Raw genomic sequence first — 17,614 nt, 5'->3', positions numbered from 1 at the left:
TGCCGTGTCCCGGGGCGTGTTGTTGCTGCTTCGGTTCGTGCTGTCCAGCCTTTGAGTTCTTTGGTGTGGTTGCAGGCTTCGCACAGGCCCGCCCCGTTCGTCAGGCTCGTTGTGCCGCCGTCGTGCCAGGGGATGATGTGGTCGAAGTGTCTGATGGGCGCGTCGCAGTAGGGTCTTCGGCAGGTGTCGTCGCGGGCCTGGATGAAGCGCCGCAAACCGGCCGGGAAGAGCCGCGCCCTCGAATCGGCGGCGACGAGGTCCCCGGTCCCGGGGGCGGTGTAGAGGCGCCGGAGCCAGAGCTTGAGTTCTTGACCGCACTCAGGCTCGCCGGTCGAGAGCATCGTCCTCGCCCAGCCGGCGGGGACGATGCCGTAGCCGGGCAGGCGGGCCGGTTCGGCATCGCCCTGGAACAGTGTCCGGTCGGTCATGACGAGCTGGACCTCGACGCCGCTGATGCCTGCGGGGGTGCCGGTGGTGCGTTCGACGAGGGTGTCGGCCATGATCTGTCCCCGGGACCGGGTCTCCCCGCTGGAGCGCAGCGAGTCGGCGTGCCGGGTCAGGGCCGTGTGCACGGCCACGCCTTGGGCGACCGGGAGCAGGGCGGTCAGGTAGGTCATCGTGTCCGGCGCCGGGCGCAGGCTCACGTGCCGTTCGGTGGCGGCGTGGCTTGCGCGCTGGGTGACGGAGCGGGGGTCCCGGCGGTAGGCCGCGGTCCTGGCCGCGGCGATGATGGCCTTGTCCCCGGCGCCGTCGAAGACTCCGGTGTCGGCGGCGAGTTCCTCGTCCACGGCGCAGCGGTCTTCGGCGGACAGGCAGGCTGTTTCCTTCACCAGCAGCGTCGCCCGCCACTCGCTCAGCTGTCCTGACTCGAGGGCGGCGAGGGTGTGCGGCATTTCGGTGACGAGGGCTTTCGCGAGGCCGTGGAGCCGGGATCCGCGGGCCGGGGACTCCCGCCGGGCCAGGGCCACCTGGGCTCCGACGCCCCGTCCCTGTTCCTCGGCCTGGATGCCCAGCTCTTTCTCGGCGCTGCGCTGGGCGGCATCGAACGCGACAGCGATCCTCGCCTGCGCCGCCGCGGCCGCGGACTTCAGATCCTCCAGGGCACGCAACTGGTTTATCAGTTCGGTGCCGCCGGCGCCTGGCCGAAGCGATCTCACGGCATTGATCAGCTCTGGCACCCGGACGCGCGGGACAGCGACACAGGGGACAGCATCCGGAACCGCGCCGCCCGACGGCGCGCCCGCTCCGATCAGCTGTGTTCCCCGGTTCCCGGCCATAAACCAAGCATTTCAGGGACCTACGACATTATTAGGCCCAAAAGACCCGTCCAATCGAAAGAACTTAGAAAAAATTTGAAGAACCACATAGGCCAGGCGATCGATAGTGCACTGCACCCCTTGCCGTCTCCACAAAACCACGACGGCGGGGTGCCGCTTCCCGTGGAAGCCGCACCCCGCCGTCGGGATCGTTAAACCGCGCCCTCAGGGGCGGGGAGAAACTACGCCGAAACCAGGTTGTGCCAGTCGGCGACGAGGGGCAGGTTGTGCGCCTCGGAGACCGAGCGGTGCGTGACCTTGCCTGCGGCGATGTTGAGGCCGGCTGCCAGGGCGGGGTCGCGGTCGAATGCGGCCTTCACGCCCAGGTTGGCCAGTGACACCGCGTAGCGCAGGGTGACGTTGGTCAGTGCGTAGGTGGAGGTGTTCGGAACGGCGCCCGGCATGTTGGCGACGCAGTAGAAGATCGTGTTGTGGACCTTGTACGTGGGTTCCTGGTGCGTGGTGGGGTGCGTGTCCTCGAAGCAGCCGCCCTGGTCCACGGCGATGTCCACCAGTACGGAGCCGGGCTTCATGCGGGAGACCAGCTCGTTGGTGACCAGCTTCGGGGCCTTGGCGCCCGGGATCAGCACGGAACCGATGACGAGGTCGGCGTCGACCACTGACTTCTCGATCTCGTACGCGTTGGAAGCGACCGTCTTCAGGCGACCCTGGTAGAGGGCATCCAGTTCGCGGAGGCGGTTGATGTTGATGTCCATGATGGTGACATCGGCGCCCAGGCCCAAGGCCATGGCGGCGGCGTTGGTTCCGGCAACACCGGCCCCGAGGACAACAACCTTGGCCGGGCGGACACCCGGGACGCCGCCCAGCAGCACGCCTTTGCCGCCGGCCGGAGCCATGAGGGAGGAAGCGCCGACGACGACCGACAGGCGGCCAGCGACCTCGGACATGGGTGCCAAGAGGGGCAGCGTGCGGCCGTCCTGGACGGTTTCGTAGGCGATGGCCGTGACGCCGGAGTTGATGAGTTCCTGGGTCAGCTCGGGCTCGGCGGCCAAGTGCAGGTAGGTGAAGAGGATCAGGCCCTTGCGGAAGCGGTGGTACTCGGCCTTGATGGGTTCCTTGACCTTCATGACCATGTCAGCGCGTGCCCAGACATCGTCGGCTTCGGCCACGATCTCCGCGCCGGCAACGGCGTATTCCTCGTCCGTGATACCGGAGCCCAGGCCTGCGCCCCGTTCCACCAGCACGGTGTGGCCGTGGGTGCGGAACTCGTTAACGCCGGCGGCGGTGATGGCAACGCGGAATTCGTTGTTCTTGATCTCTTTGGGGACACCGATGATCATTTTGGGCTCCATGTTCGAAAGGCTTCAACGGCCTTTTTCTCTGCGGGGGACTGTGATTCCAGAATAAATCCGCTGTGAGCCAGGCGACAGGAAAGGCGATCGCCCCTGTCGCTGACTTCCCCGGAATTCCGGGGTTTTTGCCGCTCACGACTCGACATTTGTCGATATTGAGAGCGTCAGGTGTCGCCTGATGTTCGTGGGGCAAAGTAGTGTTTTCTCCATGCAGCAAGACGTGGAGAAGATCGTCGAGGACGTAGCACTCAAGTTGGGCCGCGGCCTCTCCCTGGAAGACCTCGACGGCGTGCTGCTCGCCTACAGTTCCAACCAGTCCCACGCCGACCGTGTGCGAGTGAATTTCCTCCTGAGCAAACGCGTCCCGGTGGACGTCAGTGCTTGGCAGCTCTCCCACGGCATCGCTACCGCGGTGCGTCCCGTCGTCGTGCCCGCCAATGAGGAACTCGGGATGGTGGGGCGCGTCTGCGTCCCGCTGCTGGTTCGCGGGTTCCGCGTCGGGTACCTCTGGGTCCAGCAAGACCTTGACGAGCAGACCGCGACGGCGATACTCACCGAGTTGCCGGGAGTCCGGGACGAGTTGGACCTCCTCGCGGGGTTGTTGCTCGATTCCAATACGGCCGAGTCGGAGTTCCGGCGCCGCCGTGAGCAGGAATTCCTGGCTGCATGCCAGGGCGAGTCCAATGCGGTGGCGGCCGTGGCGGGATGGAAGGAGATCCAAGGCCGGGGACCGTGGCAGCTGGTTACCGTGCTCGACGCGGAGGACAGTGGCGGCGTCTCGGATCCGATCGCGGCGACCCTGACGCACCGTTCCGCCGCGCTGCAGGCAACTATCGGGGTCGATTCCGTGCTTTTCAGCGCCGGGACCGAGACGCACTCGGTCTTGTTGTTCCGCGAAACCAGCGGACGGGCGGAGCATGCCCAGGTCTTGGTCCACTACCAGCTGGAACTCGCCAAGCGCGCTGGCCGGAAGGTGGACCGGGTCATTCTCGGCATCAGCGAGCCGTTTTCAGTCATCCGCCAACTGGGTAGGGCGTACCGGCAATCGAAGCTCGCGGCCCAGGCTGCCGCCGTCGATCCTCCGCTCGGCGAGCTCGTGGACAGCCGCTCGGCCGGGATTTACCAATTGTTCGAACGGCTACAGGCGCCCGGTGGCTGGGACGATTCGGGTTCGGCGCATTTCCAGGAGATCGAGGATGCGGACCGCAATGGCGAGCTGCTGCCCGTGCTCGAACTGCTTTACGACAGCGACGGTTCGGTCCAGGACGTGGCCACGAAGCTGCACTTGCACCGGAGCAGCATCTACAACCGGCTGGCCAGGGTCCGCCAGCTTATCGGTGCTGATCCGCTGAATGGCGCGACCCGGCTCGAACTCCATGCAACGCTCAAAGCGCGCCGTTGGGCGGGCCGCCCGCGGATTTGAAGCGGCCGGTACCGGAAGCCGCGCTGGCTTACTTGTTGAACTGCCGCAACTGAAGGCTGCAGCGCCAGCGGTCCGGGCGGTACTGAATCATCAGTGTCCGGGTGTGCCGGCAGCACCGCCCGTGCCATTCGACGGCGAATGTTCGATGCTGTCCCATCCTCATTGCAGGACCTTGGTTGCTGCGTCCAAAATCGACCCAAGATCAACGCCCGGCTGCGTGGGCTGTGGCGTGGGAGTAGGACTGGCCGGGGTCCGCGGTTTCCAAGAACCTGTGGGCGCAGGGGATGGAGTGGCGGTCTGGGGTGGAGTCGGCGTGGGGGTCGTTGGCCCTGTTGGAACCGGGCTGGGAGACGGCGCGGGCTGGGCCGGAACCGGACTGGAAGGAACAGGCACCGGAGTGAGGCTTGGGGGCAGTGCTGACGGGACGGTAGGGACCTGGACGGAGATCGACGGCGCCGAGACACTCGACGGTTCGACGGCGGCGGGTCCTTGCGGCGAATGTTGCGCCGGGTCCGCAGCGGTCTGGCCGGACTTGGCGCTTGGTGTAGCTGCTGAAGGTGATGCCGTAGCGCTGGGGGACGTGCTTGCCGTCGTGGACGGAGCGCCGGATTCGGTGGCGGCTTGGCTGTCAGCGCTGGCAGCGTCCTGGGCGCGGGATTCCTGGCCGAAGAAGGGCAACTCGAGGGCCTGGCCCAGGGAACCGGCGGCCAACAAGATGCCTAACGCACCTGTCACCACTGCCATTCGGTTGCTCATGGTCCGGACGGCGGCGGCCTTTTTGAGGACGGCGTGTGGTTCACGGCTGAAGGACGAACCGGTGAACGACGCCGGACCGACGCCGGGACGGGGTGCCGCCGGGATTTCCGTTGCAGCTGCGTTCTCGGCTTTTGTCGACTCAGCTGTCGCGCGAGCCAGGGTCGCAGCAGACACCGTTGGAATGGCTGCGGTTGCGGGTTCTGACGGCGCGGGGGCTACCGTTGGGGCGGACACTGTCGGAATGGCCGCGGTTTCGCTGGCTTGGGATGCCCGCTTCCGTTCGGCTGCGCGGGCGGCCGCGCGCGTCGTGGGCGCCGCCGTCGTTGGGGTTGCCGCGGGGGTGGGTGCCGCCGTCGAACTCAAAGGTTCGGATGCCGGTGCAGCGATGAACGGTTCGCTGTCTTTGGCCCGACGGCGTCCGGTTGCTTTGGTGCTCTCGCCCGCCACTTGGGCACGGCGAGGCTGATCCATGGTTGGGGACATGGTGATTGCCTCTCAACGCCTTCGAGGTTAGCTGTCGGGTTCGGACGAGGCCGTCCGGCCGCGCATGGCGGCTTCACCCCAAGGGCCTGAAGTGGGCCCGGAGACTCTGGGTCCCCCGTCTCTGCCGCGGGTCTGGCGGATTCCGTGTTGCGGCAGAGCTCGGCGTCAACCCGGAAGCGGCCCGGTTGGGGACTGGGTCGCCCCTCGACGTTACAACAGCCGGCATGCAAAGTCACATTTGAATAACGGGCGCGGTGACCCGTTTTTGCCCGGTTTGCCCGGCGATGAGTCCGGCGACGTGTTCGGCGTCGCGGCCGACCCCGCCAACGAGGCCAGAGGTCAACCCGTATTGGAAGGGCATGCCCACAAAGAACAGTCCCGGGAGTTGTTCCACGGCGCCCCGGCAAGTGAGCGGCCAGCCGTCCTCATCCGTGGGAAGTCCGTGGATCCAGCCAAAGTCCGGTTGGTAACCAGTAGCCCAGATCACCGTCGACATCGGGATCGCGTGGCCTTCCCCGGTCAGTGGTTGGCCATCGCGGGTGCCCGTCACGCGGGGCAAGCGAGTGACTCCCGCGGCGTCGAGCTCTCGGATTGAGGCCCGGATCAGCGGCGCGCCGTGTTTCGTGAACCCGACCGCGACTTTTCGGCCAATAGGGGTGGACCTGTTCAGCACCTTGTGGATGAAGAGCCACCAAAGCCCGCCCGCGTATCGCGTCACCGGGCCCGGAACGTGGAAAGGAGGGGTTCCGGCGATGTAGGTGCGGTGGGTGGGTGCGAGCTCCAGGGCGATTTCGACGCCGGAAGTGCCGGAGCCGATCACCAGGACATCTCCGGGCGGAACCGAGTCCGGGTTGGCGTATTCCGCTCCGTGCAGTTGGTGGATTCCGGGATCAAGGTCCTTCGCGAATGCCGGGATCCTTGGTTGTGTATTCGGGCCCGTGGCAACAACAACGTTCTTGGCCAGGATCGACCCGGAGCCCGACTGCACCCGGAACCGGCCGTCCTCCCGCTCGATGCCTACGACCTGTACGCCATGGCGTACCGGGAGTTCCCAGTTCCTGGCGTACTCCTCGAGGTATTCGGCCATGGCGTCTTTTCCGGGGAAGCTCCCTCGGCCGGCGGGAAATGGCATGCCGGGAAGGGAATCGTGCTGCGCCGGGGTGAAGAGCCGCAAGGAATCCCATCGGTTCCGCCACACGTCGCCGACGCGGTCCTGCGAGTCCAGGATGAGGAAGTCTTGCCGGTGTTTCTTCAGGTGGAATCCGGTGGCGAGCCCTGCCTGCCCGGCGCCCACAACTACGGTGTCCACTGGCTCATTGCTGTCCATCGCGAAGCCTCCTGAGGTGTTCGAAGTCATTAGAATAGCATTCCAGTCACTAGAATGCTATTCTTTTTCCGTGGAAATCCGGCACAATGACAGACGGGTAGCTCAAGCTGCCGCAACCAAGGCTGCCGTTGTCGAGGCCGCCCGGCAGCTGTTTCTGAGCAGGGGATACGTGGCCACCACCATCGGGGCCGTTGCCGAGCAAGCCGGCGTGGCTATCCAGACCATCTACAACTCCGTAGGCAACAAGGCCGCCCTGCTCTCGGCCGTGGTCGACGCGACGGCCGCGGGTCCGGATGCTCCCCGCGCCGTCCCGGAGACTATGCGCGAGCGGACTGCCGCAGCCGCTGACGCCGGCGCGGTCCTAACGTTGTTGGCCGACTGGTTCGCCGAGGTGCATCCGCGCAGCAGCCAACTGTTCAGCGTCATGAGGCAGGCCTCCGCCGTCGACGCCGAAGCGGCAAAAGTGGAGCGGGACCGGGCCGAAACTCGGCTGCGGAACTATGCGGAAGCCGCGGCTGCGCTCAGACGGCGCGGGGCACTGACCTCCGGCCTGAGCGACGAGCAAGCCGCTGCCGTGATCTGGTCGGTGGGTCATCCGGACACCTACCGATCACTCGTGCTGGATTTCGCCTGGGGGCTGGAGCGCTACCGGGATTGGGTCCACGCGGCGCTCAAGGCGGCCCTCGCCTAGCTTTCCGCTACTCGCTGGTGGATTCCTCGTTGCTCCCGGCCGTCTTCTTCTGGTTTTCCAGCCACGCCATGATGTCCGCAAGCCTGATGCGGCGGTGCGTGCCTCGGTATTCCACTGGAATTTCGCCACGGTCGGTCATGTTCCGCAGGTAGGTGTGCGAGATTCCCGCGAGCTCGGCCGCCCTCGACGTCGTGAGCATTTCCTCCACGCTGCTCACGGTCACCGCTTCGCCTCGGCCCAGCCTGCCGAGGAGGTCGACGACGGCGTCCCTCGCCTCATCCGGCAGCCGGTGGACCGTGCCGTCCACGAAGACGGTGATGTCGTTGCTGTCCTGGAGTGAGCGCGCCAGGTTCCGGGCGTCGTCCGCGGCCAAGCCAGGCGTCACGCGGGGAGCTATCAATGCCATGGCAGAAGCCTAGCCGCGCTCGAGGCTGCGCGCTGACGCCGCCGTGTTAGATTCACGCCTATGGTCAACTACCCCGCCAACCCGGATCCAGGCCCTGCCGTGGCCGCGGCAATCGAGTTACTGGTCCGGCAAGGTTACGACGCGACCTCCGTGGACGACCTCGCCGATGCTGCCGGGATCAGCCGGAGCACGTTTTTCCGCAAGTTCGGTTCCAAAGAGGACATCGTTTTCGCCGACCACGATCGTATTCTGGCGCGGGTCCGGGAGTTCCTTGCGGGGACGACGGCGGATCCGTTACGTGCCGTCGTGGACGCGGCGCTCTTGGTCTTCGGCCACCACGTGGGCAATCGGAAGACTTCCGTTGCCCGCTACGAACTTCTGCATCAAGTACCGGCCCTTCGTGATCGTGAACTGGTCATGACACATCGTTATCAGCGGGCATTTAGGAATCATCTCCTTTCTGCGCTGCCCGAGGGTGAGGGCCGGGAGGTGACGGCCGTGGCCTTCGCCGCATCGATAGTCGCCGTGCACAACAGCGTCCTGCGCCAATGGCTGCGGGCTGTTGCTGCCGGCGAACGCGTCGAGGGTATTGAGTGGGTCGAGCGTGTCGAGCGCGAGGCGCGGGAAGCTGAAGCCCATGAGTTGGCCGCCCGGCTTGAGCGTGAATTGGGCGCCTTGGCCGATACCTTTGCCCGTGTTTCAACCGGGCCGGAGGGTAGTGAGCCTCGTCAGGAAAGCAGCCGTCCCGCCGTCGTGGTTGCCGTCCTGGATCGGGCGGCGGGCACAGAACAGATCCTTCAAGCGGTCCGGGACGCCCTGGCTTGACGTTTGATCCAGCATAACCTCACTGACACTCAGTTCCTTGACATGGAACTGAGTGTCAGAGCATGCTGGGAGTCGTAGATCGCAAACCCAGAGCGAGGATTCCCCATGACGACGACGTCCGATAGCACTTCCGAAGAACTGGATGCAGTTTTCCCGGCGGGCACTGTTTTCCCGGCCGGCACCATGGAGCCCGAGTACGTTCTGAACGAATCCCTGGACCCGGACCCGGCCTCCGTTTTCAAGGACATCAGCGGCGAAGACCGCGCTTACTGGGACCGCGCGCGGACCTTTGTCCAGGACGAAGTGCTCCCGGTCATCGCGGGGTACTGGGAGCGCGCGGAGTACCCGCTGCACCTGGTGAAGCGCCTAGGGGAACTTGATCTGCTTCGCGACGGAATAAACATCGACGGATTCCCGGCAATGAGTAAAACCGCCGCCGGACTGGTCACGATGGAACTGAGCCGCGGGGACGGATCCATCGGCACGGTGGTCGCGGTCCAGGGCGGTTTGGCGCTGAGGTCCGTGGCCGAATGCGGTTCCCCTGAGCAGCAGGCCCGCTGGCTTCCTGAGCTTTCCCGAGCCGAGGAATACGGCGCCTTCGCCCTGACCGAGCCGGCGCACGGCTCCGATTCGGTGGGACTCGAGACGACTGCGACGCCCGTCGACGGCGGTTATGTCCTCAACGGTGAAAAGAAATGGATCGGCAACGGCTCGATCGGCGGCCTGACCGTCGTCTGGGCTCGTGCCGACGACGGGCAAGTTCACGGATACCTTGTCCCGCAGGATTCCCCTGGCTATTCCGCCACGACCATCGAAGGCAAGCTGTCGCTCCGGGCCATCTGGCAGGCACACATCCGCCTTGAGAATGTCTTCGTTCCGGCGGAAAACGTGCTCCCGGGTGCCCGGAGTTTCAAGGACACGGCCCGGGTGCTCTTGGCGACCAGGCTGGGAGTGGCCTGGTCCGCCGTCGGGCATGCCACTGCGTGCTACGAAACCGCGGTGCAGTACGCGGCCCAACGTCGGCAGTTCGGCCGCCCGCTGGCCGCTTCGCAGATTGTGCAGGAGCGTCTTGCGCGCATGCATTCCGAGCTCGCCACCATGCAGCTCATGGTCATGCAGATGACCAAACTGGACGAAGAGGGTGTGCTGACCCCGGCGCGGGCGGCGCTCGCGAAGTTCACGTGCACCCGCACTGCCCGCAGCATCGCCTCGAACGCGCGCGACCTGCTCGGTGGCAACGGGATCTTGTTGGCCAACCGCGTGGCCCGGCACTTCGCCGATATAGAGGGCATTCATACCTATGAAGGCACAGAGACTGTTCAAGCGTTGATTATCGGACGCTCAATCACCGGTATCTCCGCCTTCGCCTAAGCGGCGTCCCCCCTGAGACGCTCGCTCGGATATGTGGCCAAAATCCCGGACGCTCGCTCAGATCATCACTCGACCACGGCAATCGCGAAGCCACCCCATGCACGTCTCCTCTTGGTCTCGCGACCAAGCCCGCGCTGTTCGAGGAGCGCCAACCCGCCGGATCGGAGAAGTTCGCGCAGGCGCTCCCGCGACGGCGGTGTCCTGTTCACGCCGAACATCAACGGTTCGCCCGCTGCTTTGGCCGCCGCTCGCCCGAATCGCCAGTACAGCATGCTCGACTCGAGGGTCTCGGTTGTGAAGTAGTCGAAGGCAAGCAAACTGCCCTTGGCGCAACTCGCGACCTTGCGCAGCGTGTCCTCGATCGCTTCCCGGTCGAGGTACATCGTGACGCCTTCCCAGAGGAAAAGCGCCGGACGCCCGAGGTCGAACCCGGCGTCCACGAGTTTGGCGAGCCAATCATCCTTTTCGAAGTCCGCAGGCACGAACGCGACCTTGTGTACGTCGATGCCTGCCTTGTCCAGTATGTCGCGCTTGACCGCCTGGGTCTTTGGGGTATCTATCTCGAAGGAGTTGACCGGCGTGTCCCGCGGGAGGCGGTACGGGCGTGTGTCGAAGCCGGCGCCGAGGATGACCAACTGATCGATCCCTGGTAGGGCGCGCTCTACGGCGCTGTCGAAGAACGTGACCCTGGCCGACGCCTCGGCTTGCGGGGGTATCTCGCCCTCAAAGGGGTACCGGAAGGTCTTCGGGACGAAGCCCGTGACGCGGTGCGCAAAGACCGTCGGCCAGAATGCCAGCCGCATGCCCAGCCAGGGAATGTCGGGCAGCAGGGGCAACAACCGGTTCGCGGCCTGGTCTTTGCGCACGCCGAAATTGTGCATCGCCCACCTGGCCGAGAGCGGAGCCTGCGCGCTGGTCGACACGCCTGAAGGCTTCGCGGCCAGAAGCTTCCCCACCCAGATCACGTAGCCGAGTAACGAGACCGGCAGCAGCACGATGCTGAGCGCATAGAACGCGACGGCGGCGTCCGGCTTGCGCATTTCCCGCTCCTTTCAGCTAATCAACGGTGAGCGAGCGTTCGACGGGAAGCGGTTATATGTGAGCGAGCGTTGGGTGGGAGGCGCCTACTCCGCGTCGAGGTCCGTTTCCAGCAGTGTCACCAGGGAATCGAGGGCAGCGTCGGCGCCGTCGCCCTCGGCGCGAAGCACGACGACGTCGCCCTTTGCCGCGCCAAGCGTCATGAGCGAAAGGATGCTGGCGGCGTCGAGCGCGTCGTCGGCGGGCGAACCGGCCATCGCGATGGTCACTTCAACCGGGGATTCCCCCGCGGCTTCAGCAAAAATCGCAGCCGGGCGGGCGTGCAGTCCGGAGCGGCTAGCGATGGTGGCGGTGCGTTCGGGCATGGTTTCTCCTTGTGTTCAGGTAGGACAGTACGGCTGGGCTCAGAGCCCGAGTTCCTCGAGGATCGGCAGTTTGGCGCGGACCCAGGCCTTTGCGTCGAGCGCATCGGGTGCACTCAGCGCCAGCCGGGCCAGCTCTTGGGCTTGTTCCAACGTCACCGTCTTGAGCACGGTTCCGACGGCGGCCAGCGAGCGGGCGGTCATGGACAGTGTGGACACGCCCAGGCCAACGAGCACGACGGCGAGGGCCGGGTCCGCGGCCGCTTCGCCGCAGACGCCAACAGGTTTGCCGTTGCCCTCTTCCGCTGAGCCCGCGACGGTCAGCTGGACGAGTCGCAGAACCGCGGGCTGCCACGGGGTGTTGAGCTCGGCAAGGGGCCCGAGTTGCCGGTCGGCGGCCATGGCGTACTGCGTGAGGTCGTTGGTGCCGAGGGACGCGAAGCCCACGTGGCGCAGGACCGACGCCGAGGTCAATGCCGCGGAGGGAACTTCCACCATCACGCCGGGCGTCTTGATTCCCGCAGCATCGCACATCGACGCGAAGTGGGCAGCCTCGGCCGCAGTCGAGATCATGGGTGCCATGACCCACACCTCGGCTTCTGATTCGTCGGCAGCGATGGCGATGGCCTCGAGCTGGCGGTCCAAAACGCCGGGCGTGGTGAAGTCGGTGCGGTAGCCGCGCACACCCAGGGCCGGGTTGGGTTCGGTGGCGTCGGTGAGGAAGGGAAGGGGCTTGTCGGCGCCCGCGTCGAGGGTCCGGAGCACCACTTTCTTGCCCGGGAACGCGTCGAACACGCCCCTGTACGCGGCAGCCTGTTCCAGCACGGTCGGTTCTGTGTCGCGTTCCAGGAAGCAGAATTCGGTGCGGAAAAGGCCTACGCCTTGGGCGCCCAGCGCAGCGGCCGCGGCAGCGTCCTTGGCTCCGCCGACGTTGGCGAGGAGGGGCACCAAGTGGCCGTCCGCCGTCGTGCCGTTTCCGTCAAAAACCGCCAGTGTGGCGGCATTTTCGACCCACGCGATGGCGGCCGCGCGTTGCTCTTCGGTGGGTTCGAGGGAGAGTGAGCCGGCCGCGCCGTCCACGAAGACTTCGGCGCCGTCAGGAATTTCGTCCACTCCGCGGGCCGCGACGACGGCGGGCAGGCCGAGCGAGCGCGCGATGATCGCGGTGTGGGACTGCGGTCCGCCGCCCGAGGTGACCAGTGCTGTCACGATCGCGGGGTCCAGCGTTGCGGTGTCGGCGGGAGCGAGGTCTTCGGCCACCAGGATGAACGGAGTGTCCGACGCCGGGATCCCCGGGGCGGGGACTCCGCGAAGTTCGGCGACGATCCGAGCGCGGACGTCCAGGACGTCAGTGGCGCGCTCGGCCATGTATCCGCCCAGGTTGTGGAGCATTTCGGACACGGAGGCGCCGGCTTCCCAGATGGCGCGTTCAGCGGAGCTGCCGTTGTTGTTGATGAGCTTGGTAGCCGACTTCAGGAGCATGGTGTCCTTGGCCATGAGCGCGGTGGCTTCCAGCACGGCCTTACCGTCTCCGCTGGCCTTGTCCGCACGTGCTTTCAGTTCGTCGTGGACCGATTGGGCCGCAGCCTTCAGCCCGGCGACGGCTTCTTCCGCTGTGGTGGAAACGGCTAGCTGCTCGCCCGACGGCGGTTCGCTGACTGGTTTGGGCATCTGACGGATAGTGCCAATGACGCGGCCGGGGCTGACGCCTACTCCTTGGAAATTCTGCACTGAAATCCTCTGTTCCTGCTCTCGGATCGGACCCACCGGCTGCGGCGCCTCGGGGACCGAAAAAATCTCCTGTGACTTACTTCATATAGCGTTGCTATAGGTGCTAGGGTAGCGGCTATGAGTTTCGATGACCAGCTTCCGCCCAAAACTCGGCTGCTCCGTGCAGCTGCCGAGTTGCTGGCGAATTCGGAGGGGTCACCGGTCTCTACGCGCCAAATCACCAAACTTGCCGGCGTCACGGCGCCCACGCTTTACCACCACTTCGGCGACAAGGAGGGGCTGTTCGACGCCGTCGTTGCAGCCGGCTTCGAGGAGTACGTGGCGGGAGAGCGGGACTTCGCACCCTCTGGGGAACCCCTGGAGGATGTCCGCCGGATGTGGGACAACCACGTCCAGTTCGGACTTACCCAACCGCACCTTTACCTGGTGATGTTCGGCAACATCCGTCCGGAGAGCAGGCCGGCCATCGTGGCTGATGCCGAGTCGCTTCTGGAGGAGATGCTGAGCAAGGCGGCCATTGCCGGGCAGATCAACGTACCCCCGCGCGAGGCAGCCAGGAGCATCCTGGCGGCCAACGTCGGCGTCACGCTCATGCTCATTGCAGAGCCTTTGGAAGACCGGAATCTCGAGCTTTCCACCATGACCCGGGATTCCATGATTTTCGCCGTGTCCACGGAAACAGCCCGTGGCGCCGCAGCAGACGACTCCGGTAAGTCGTCGGTTGTTGTTGCGGCTATCGCGCTGAATGCGGCACTCCAAGCCTCACATTCAGACCAGCTATCCAGTTCGGAACTGAAGCTTTTCCTTGAATGGCTTCACCGAATCTCCAGCAGCTCCTAGAGCTGTCCTCCTTCGATAGATATCGACTGATCCCGCACTGATGCGGGACTCACGTTAGGAATTCACACAATGGCAACAGCGTCAGTTGCGAAACAGCGCACCAGCGTGCGCGTTGGTGTCCAAAAGTTCGGAACGTTCCTCTCCGGCATGATCATGCCCAACATCGGGGCCTTCATTGCATGGGGCATCATCACCGCCCTGTTCATCCCGGCGGGGTTCTTGCCCAACGCGGACCTGGCCAAACTCGTGGGTCCCATGATCACGTACCTGTTGCCGCTCCTGATTGGCTACACGGGTGGCCGGGCCATTCATGGCATCCGCGGCGGCGTGGTGGGAGCCGTCGCCACCATGGGTGTGATTGTGGGTACGGATATCCCGATGTTCATCGGTGCCATGCTCATGGGTCCGCTCACGGCCTGGATCATGAAGAAGCTCGACAAGGTATGGGAAGGCCGGGTCAAGCCGGGCTTCGAGATGCTGATCGACAACTTCTCCGCAGGCATCGTCGGTGCCGCCCTGGCCATCTTCGGCATGCTGGTGATCGGCCCGGTGGTGAAGGCCTTCAGTGACGGCGCGAGCGCTGTGGTCGAATTCCTGGTCCACAACGGACTTCTGCCGCTGACCAGCATCTTCATCGAACCAGCCAAGGTCCTGTTCCTCAACAACGCTGTCAACCACGGCATCCTCACGCCGCTCGGTACTGAACAAGCGCTGCAAAACGGCAAGTCCATCCTGTTCCTGCTGGAGGCCAACCCCGGCCCGGGCGTCGGCGTCCTGCTCGCGTACATGATCTTCGGCAAGGGCCTGGCACGGGCATCCGCTCCCGGCGCCGCGCTCATCCAGTTTGTCGGCGGCATCCACGAGATCTACTTCCCGTACATTCTCATGAAGCCGATCCTCATCCTCGCCACGATCGCAGGCGGCATGACCGGCATCTTCACCTTGGTGGTCACCGGCGCGGGCTTGCGTTCGCCGGCAGCCCCGGGCAGCATCATCGCTGTCTTTGCCGCAACAGCGAAGGATAGCTATTTCGGTGTGGCCCTGTCCGTGCTCCTCGCAGCCACAGTGTCCTTCCTGATCGCCTCCGTGATCCTGCGGACCAGCAAGACCACCGATGTGGACGCGCTGGGCCAGGCAACGTCCAGGATGGAAGAGCTGAAGGGCAAGAAGAGTTCCGTTTCCTCCGCCCTCCTGGGCGCCGGTGGCGGTACCGCCGTCCTGACCCGTCCTATCCAGAACATCGTGTTCGCGTGCGACGCCGGCATGGGCTCCAGTGCTATGGGCGCCTCGGTGCTGCGCAACAAGATCAAGGCAGCCGGTTTCCCGGACGTCAAAGTCACCAATTCGGCCATTGCCAACCTCAGCGACACCTACGACGTCGTGGTCACGCACCAGGATCTGACAGAGCGCGCCCGGCCGGCCACCTCCAGCGCCGTGCACGTCTCCGTGGACAACTTCATGAACAGTCCCCGGTACGAAGAGATCGTGGAACTGGTCAAGAGCAGCAACGCGGCTCCCGGCGCTCAAGGTTCGACTATGGTTGCCGAACCGGCCGCCGGTGCCCACGCTGCCCAGCCCGCCGCCGTCGGGGGCAAGGATGTCCTGCTCCCCGAAAGCGTGATCCTCAATGGTTCCGCGACGGACCGTGACTCGGCCATCGACGAAGCGGGCAAGCTCCTGCTGGACCGGGGTTCAGTGGACATGGGCTACATTCACGCCATGCATGAGCGCGAGGAATCCGTGTCCACCTACATGGGCAGCTTCCTTGCCATCCCGCACGGCACGAACGCTGCCAAGAACCACATCCTGCACTCCGGTGTGTCGATCGTCCGCTACCCCGAGGGCATCGACTGGGGTGGCAAGCAGGTCAAGTTCGTCGTCGGCGTCGCCGGCATCAACAACGAGCACCTCCACATCCTGTCCTCCATCGCCAAGATCTTCACGGACAAGGCGCAAGTGGCCCAGCTTGAGCAGGCCACGTCGGTTCAGGAAGTGCTGGATCTGTTCGGAAAGGTCAACGCATAGTGAAGGCAGTCCATTTCGGGGCAGGGAACATCGGACGGGGATTCGTCGGCTTGCTGCTGCACGAGGCCGGATATGAGGTGGTCTTCGCCGATGTCGCGGATGGCTTGATCAGCCAGCTCGCCTCCGCGACCTCTTACGAGGTCCACGAGGTCGGCGAAAACGCGGCGGTCAAGACCGTGTCCGGTTTTCGCGCCCTGAACTCGGGCACCGAAGAGGTTGCCGTCGTCGCGGAAATCGCGACGGCGGACCTCGTCACCACGGCGGTGGGGCCGCACATCCTCAAGTTCGTGGCACCGGTGATCGCGCGGGGCATCGCCGGCCGCTCGCCGTCGTTGGCTCCACTCCAGGTCATGGCCTGCGAGAACGCGATCAACGCCACGGACCTCCTGCGTTCCGAAGTGGAAGCCGCGTGGGACGGTGCGGCGGGTGACCTTTCCGATGCTGCGGTGTTTGCGAACACCGCGGTGGACAGGATTGTCCCCAACCAGGCGCCGGGCCAAGGCCTGGACGTCACTGTCGAGACCTTTTACGAGTGGGTCATCGACCGCACGCCGTTCGCTGGGGAGGCGCCGGTGATTCCCGGGGCGACCTTCGTGGACGAACTCGGCCCGTACATCGAACGGAAGCTGTTCACGGTCAACACCGGACACGCCTCGGCAGCATACTTCGGCTATGGCGCCGGCTTGGAGAAGATCTCCGATGCGATGGCCGACGCCTCAGTGGCCGCTCGCGTGCGGGCCGTGTTGGAGGAGACCAAGCAGCTTCTCGTGGCCAAACACGGCTTTGTCGAAGCCGAGCAGGAAGCGTACGTGCAGAAGATCCTGTCCCGCTTCACCAACCCGTACTTGCCGGACACTGTGAATCGGGTAGGCCGGGCGCCGCTCCGCAAGCTTGGGCGGCACGAACGCTTCATCGGCCCGGCCGCTGAACTCGCCGAGCGCGGAGTCACGCCCGTTGCCTTGTTAGACGCGATGTCCGCCGCCCTGCGTTTCGACGACGGAGCAGACGACGAAGCTGTGGAACTCGCCCGGATGCTCTCCGAGATGGACGCCGCCGAGGCGGTCGAGCGCATCACTGAACTGCCGCCGTCGCACCCGTTGTTCCCGCAGGTGCTGAAGCTGATCGAAGAACGGAAGGCCGAGGCCTAAACCCCGAACGCTCGCTCACTTATGCGGGCTTCCCTCTCCGTCAAGCTGGTTGTGAGTCATTCATTACCTGTTGATTGAAGGAGCCGGCGATGGCCGTTGATAACAAGGGTTTTACGCGTGAAGAGATCCGTGAGTTCATGCATGAGTACTATTTGCAGCCGCACGGGACGAGGAAGGAATGGCTTGCCTCGACGTCCGTTTCGGACTGGACGTTCCGCAGGTGGCGCACTCTGATGGTCCAGGGCGACATCGACCGTGGCCTGATTCCGCGGGAGCATGGAGGCATGGTCCCGACGAATCGTGAACTCTCCGCGTTTGAAAAAGCACGCGCGAAGGAAATGGCTGCCCACCGTGCCGAAGTCGAAAAACTCCAGAAGCGGGTGCAGGAGCTGGAGGACACGAATTCCGCGCTGGGAAAAGCTATCGGGCTCTTGCACGAGTTGAGCGTGCCAGAGCCCGATACAACCCCGACGAGCGCTCAGGACGGTTCATAGCGGCCGAGAACACTCTGGTCCTGGAGCTGCATGTGATCATCGGCTCCCAGCGGACAGCGCTCAAG

16 protein-coding genes and 1 riboswitch are annotated in these 17,614 nt (G+C 65.0%); of the genes, 9 read left to right on the top strand and 7 right to left on the bottom strand.

All coding sequences use genetic code 11. The features are described from left to right. Positions 1 to 1,277 (bottom strand): HNH endonuclease (locus AB4074_RS23450; protein ID WP_441415543.1); only part of this gene is annotated, 1,277 nt, incomplete at its 3' end. Between the two features lie 221 nt (positions 1,278 to 1,498). Next, positions 1,499 to 2,617 carry an alanine dehydrogenase gene (ald, locus tag AB4074_RS23445; protein WP_234751897.1) on the bottom strand — a complete coding sequence of 373 codons (1,119 nt, stop codon included), beginning with the start codon at positions 2,615 to 2,617 and terminating at the stop codon, positions 1,499 to 1,501. A gap of 220 nt (positions 2,618 to 2,837) precedes the next feature. Between ald and AB4074_RS23440 the strand changes: the two genes are divergently transcribed. Then, positions 2,838 to 4,052 carry a PucR family transcriptional regulator gene (locus tag AB4074_RS23440; protein ID WP_441415542.1) on the top strand — a complete coding sequence of 405 codons (1,215 nt, stop codon included), beginning with the start codon at positions 2,838 to 2,840 and terminating at the stop codon, positions 4,050 to 4,052. A 313-nt stretch (positions 4,053 to 4,365) separates the two neighbouring features. Further along, entirely contained in the window at positions 4,366 to 5,274 is a 909-nt protein-coding gene (locus tag AB4074_RS23435; RefSeq protein WP_441415541.1) for a hypothetical protein, read from the top strand. Between the two features lie 19 nt (positions 5,275 to 5,293). Beyond that, a riboswitch (cyclic di-AMP (ydaO/yuaA leader) is annotated at positions 5,294 to 5,439 on the bottom strand. Positions 5,440 to 5,523: 84 nt separating this feature from the next. Here the strand turns inward: AB4074_RS23435 and AB4074_RS23430 are convergent. Beyond that, a complete protein-coding gene (locus AB4074_RS23430) occupies positions 5,524 to 6,648 on the bottom strand; it encodes a flavin-containing monooxygenase (RefSeq protein WP_441415540.1) in 1,125 nt (374 codons plus the stop codon). Positions 6,649 to 6,688: 40 nt separating this feature from the next. On the opposite strand from AB4074_RS23430, the gene AB4074_RS23425 reads away from it, so the two are divergent. Beyond that, positions 6,689 to 7,309, top strand: coding sequence for a TetR/AcrR family transcriptional regulator (locus AB4074_RS23425; RefSeq protein ID WP_441415539.1), 621 nt, complete (start codon positions 6,689 to 6,691; stop codon positions 7,307 to 7,309). A gap of 7 nt (positions 7,310 to 7,316) precedes the next feature. On the opposite strand, the gene AB4074_RS23420 is transcribed toward AB4074_RS23425, so the two are convergent. Continuing rightward, on the bottom strand, positions 7,317 to 7,715 hold the full coding sequence (locus AB4074_RS23420; RefSeq protein ID WP_441415538.1) for a helix-turn-helix domain-containing protein: 399 nt from the start codon (positions 7,713 to 7,715) through the stop codon (positions 7,317 to 7,319). Between the two features lie 60 nt (positions 7,716 to 7,775). Between AB4074_RS23420 and AB4074_RS23415 the strand changes: the two genes are divergently transcribed. Together AB4074_RS23415 and AB4074_RS23410 are read left to right on the top strand one after the other, a co-directional pair. After that, positions 7,776 to 8,540 (top strand): TetR/AcrR family transcriptional regulator, encoded by a 765-nt coding sequence (locus AB4074_RS23415; protein WP_441415537.1) that lies wholly within the window; start codon positions 7,776 to 7,778, stop codon positions 8,538 to 8,540. A gap of 105 nt (positions 8,541 to 8,645) precedes the next feature. Further along, positions 8,646 to 9,911: an acyl-CoA dehydrogenase family protein gene (locus AB4074_RS23410; protein ID WP_441415536.1), complete on the top strand. Its 1,266-nt coding sequence runs from the start codon at positions 8,646 to 8,648 to the stop codon at positions 9,909 to 9,911. A 65-nt stretch (positions 9,912 to 9,976) separates the two neighbouring features. On the opposite strand, the gene AB4074_RS23405 is transcribed toward AB4074_RS23410, so the two are convergent. The 3 genes from AB4074_RS23405 to ptsP all read right to left on the bottom strand — a co-directional run bounded on the left by AB4074_RS23405 (position 9,977) and on the right by ptsP (position 13,042). Next, positions 9,977 to 10,951: a class I SAM-dependent methyltransferase gene (locus AB4074_RS23405; RefSeq protein WP_441415535.1), complete on the bottom strand. Its 975-nt coding sequence runs from the start codon at positions 10,949 to 10,951 to the stop codon at positions 9,977 to 9,979. A gap of 84 nt (positions 10,952 to 11,035) precedes the next feature. Next, positions 11,036 to 11,314 carry an HPr family phosphocarrier protein gene (locus tag AB4074_RS23400; protein ID WP_234751838.1) on the bottom strand — a complete coding sequence of 93 codons (279 nt, stop codon included), beginning with the start codon at positions 11,312 to 11,314 and terminating at the stop codon, positions 11,036 to 11,038. A gap of 39 nt (positions 11,315 to 11,353) precedes the next feature. Beyond that, positions 11,354 to 13,042, bottom strand: coding sequence for a phosphoenolpyruvate--protein phosphotransferase (ptsP, locus tag AB4074_RS23395; RefSeq protein ID WP_441415534.1), 1,689 nt, complete (start codon positions 13,040 to 13,042; stop codon positions 11,354 to 11,356). A 117-nt stretch (positions 13,043 to 13,159) separates the two neighbouring features. On the opposite strand from ptsP, the gene AB4074_RS23390 reads away from it, so the two are divergent. The 4 genes from AB4074_RS23390 to AB4074_RS23375 all read left to right on the top strand — a co-directional run bounded on the left by AB4074_RS23390 (position 13,160) and on the right by AB4074_RS23375 (position 17,549). After that, positions 13,160 to 13,882, top strand: a complete 723-nt coding sequence (locus tag AB4074_RS23390) for a TetR/AcrR family transcriptional regulator (protein ID WP_441415533.1) — start codon at positions 13,160 to 13,162, stop codon at positions 13,880 to 13,882. A 69-nt stretch (positions 13,883 to 13,951) separates the two neighbouring features. Continuing rightward, complete coding sequence (locus AB4074_RS23385) at positions 13,952 to 15,907, top strand: PTS mannitol transporter subunit IICBA (protein ID WP_441415532.1); 1,956 nt, start codon at positions 13,952 to 13,954, stop codon at positions 15,905 to 15,907. Continuing rightward, the gene (locus AB4074_RS23380; RefSeq protein WP_441415531.1) at positions 15,907 to 17,055 is read left to right on the top strand and encodes a mannitol-1-phosphate 5-dehydrogenase; all 1,149 of its coding nucleotides are present in this window, start codon (positions 15,907 to 15,909) and stop codon (positions 17,053 to 17,055) included. The genes AB4074_RS23385 and AB4074_RS23380 overlap by 1 nt, the downstream gene beginning before the upstream one ends. 89 nt (positions 17,056 to 17,144) lie before the next feature. Further along, positions 17,145 to 17,549 (top strand): hypothetical protein, encoded by a 405-nt coding sequence (locus AB4074_RS23375; RefSeq protein WP_441415530.1) that lies wholly within the window; start codon positions 17,145 to 17,147, stop codon positions 17,547 to 17,549. The last annotated feature ends 65 nt before the right edge of the window (positions 17,550 to 17,614 follow it).

Origin of the sequence: Arthrobacter sp. 2MCAF14 (assembly GCF_052115645.1) — a bacterium.
Classification (GTDB): domain Bacteria; phylum Actinomycetota; class Actinomycetes; order Actinomycetales; family Micrococcaceae; genus Arthrobacter.
The sequence above is the reverse complement of the archived record's forward strand: the minus strand, read 5'-3'. Positions and strand labels throughout refer to the sequence as shown.

Excerpts from the sequence above, each read along its gene's own strand:
- ald (WP_234751897.1), bottom strand. The coding sequence starts at position 2,617 with ATGATCATCGGTGTCCCCAAAGAGATCAAGAACAACGAATTCCGCGTT.
- AB4074_RS23440 (WP_441415542.1), top strand. The coding sequence starts at position 2,838 with ATGCAGCAAGACGTGGAGAAGATCGTCGAGGACGTAGCACTCAAGTTG.
- AB4074_RS23430 (WP_441415540.1), bottom strand. The coding sequence starts at position 6,648 with ATGACTTCGAACACCTCAGGAGGCTTCGCGATGGACAGCAATGAGCCA.
- AB4074_RS23420 (WP_441415538.1), bottom strand. The coding sequence starts at position 7,715 with ATGGCATTGATAGCTCCCCGCGTGACGCCTGGCTTGGCCGCGGACGAC.
- AB4074_RS23415 (WP_441415537.1), top strand. The coding sequence starts at position 7,776 with ATGGTCAACTACCCCGCCAACCCGGATCCAGGCCCTGCCGTGGCCGCG.
- AB4074_RS23410 (WP_441415536.1), top strand. The coding sequence starts at position 8,646 with ATGACGACGACGTCCGATAGCACTTCCGAAGAACTGGATGCAGTTTTC.
- AB4074_RS23405 (WP_441415535.1), bottom strand. The coding sequence starts at position 10,951 with ATGCGCAAGCCGGACGCCGCCGTCGCGTTCTATGCGCTCAGCATCGTG.
- AB4074_RS23400 (WP_234751838.1), bottom strand. The coding sequence starts at position 11,314 with ATGCCCGAACGCACCGCCACCATCGCTAGCCGCTCCGGACTGCACGCC.
- AB4074_RS23390 (WP_441415533.1), top strand. The coding sequence starts at position 13,160 with ATGAGTTTCGATGACCAGCTTCCGCCCAAAACTCGGCTGCTCCGTGCA.
- AB4074_RS23385 (WP_441415532.1), top strand. The coding sequence starts at position 13,952 with ATGGCAACAGCGTCAGTTGCGAAACAGCGCACCAGCGTGCGCGTTGGT.
- AB4074_RS23375 (WP_441415530.1), top strand. The coding sequence starts at position 17,145 with ATGGCCGTTGATAACAAGGGTTTTACGCGTGAAGAGATCCGTGAGTTC.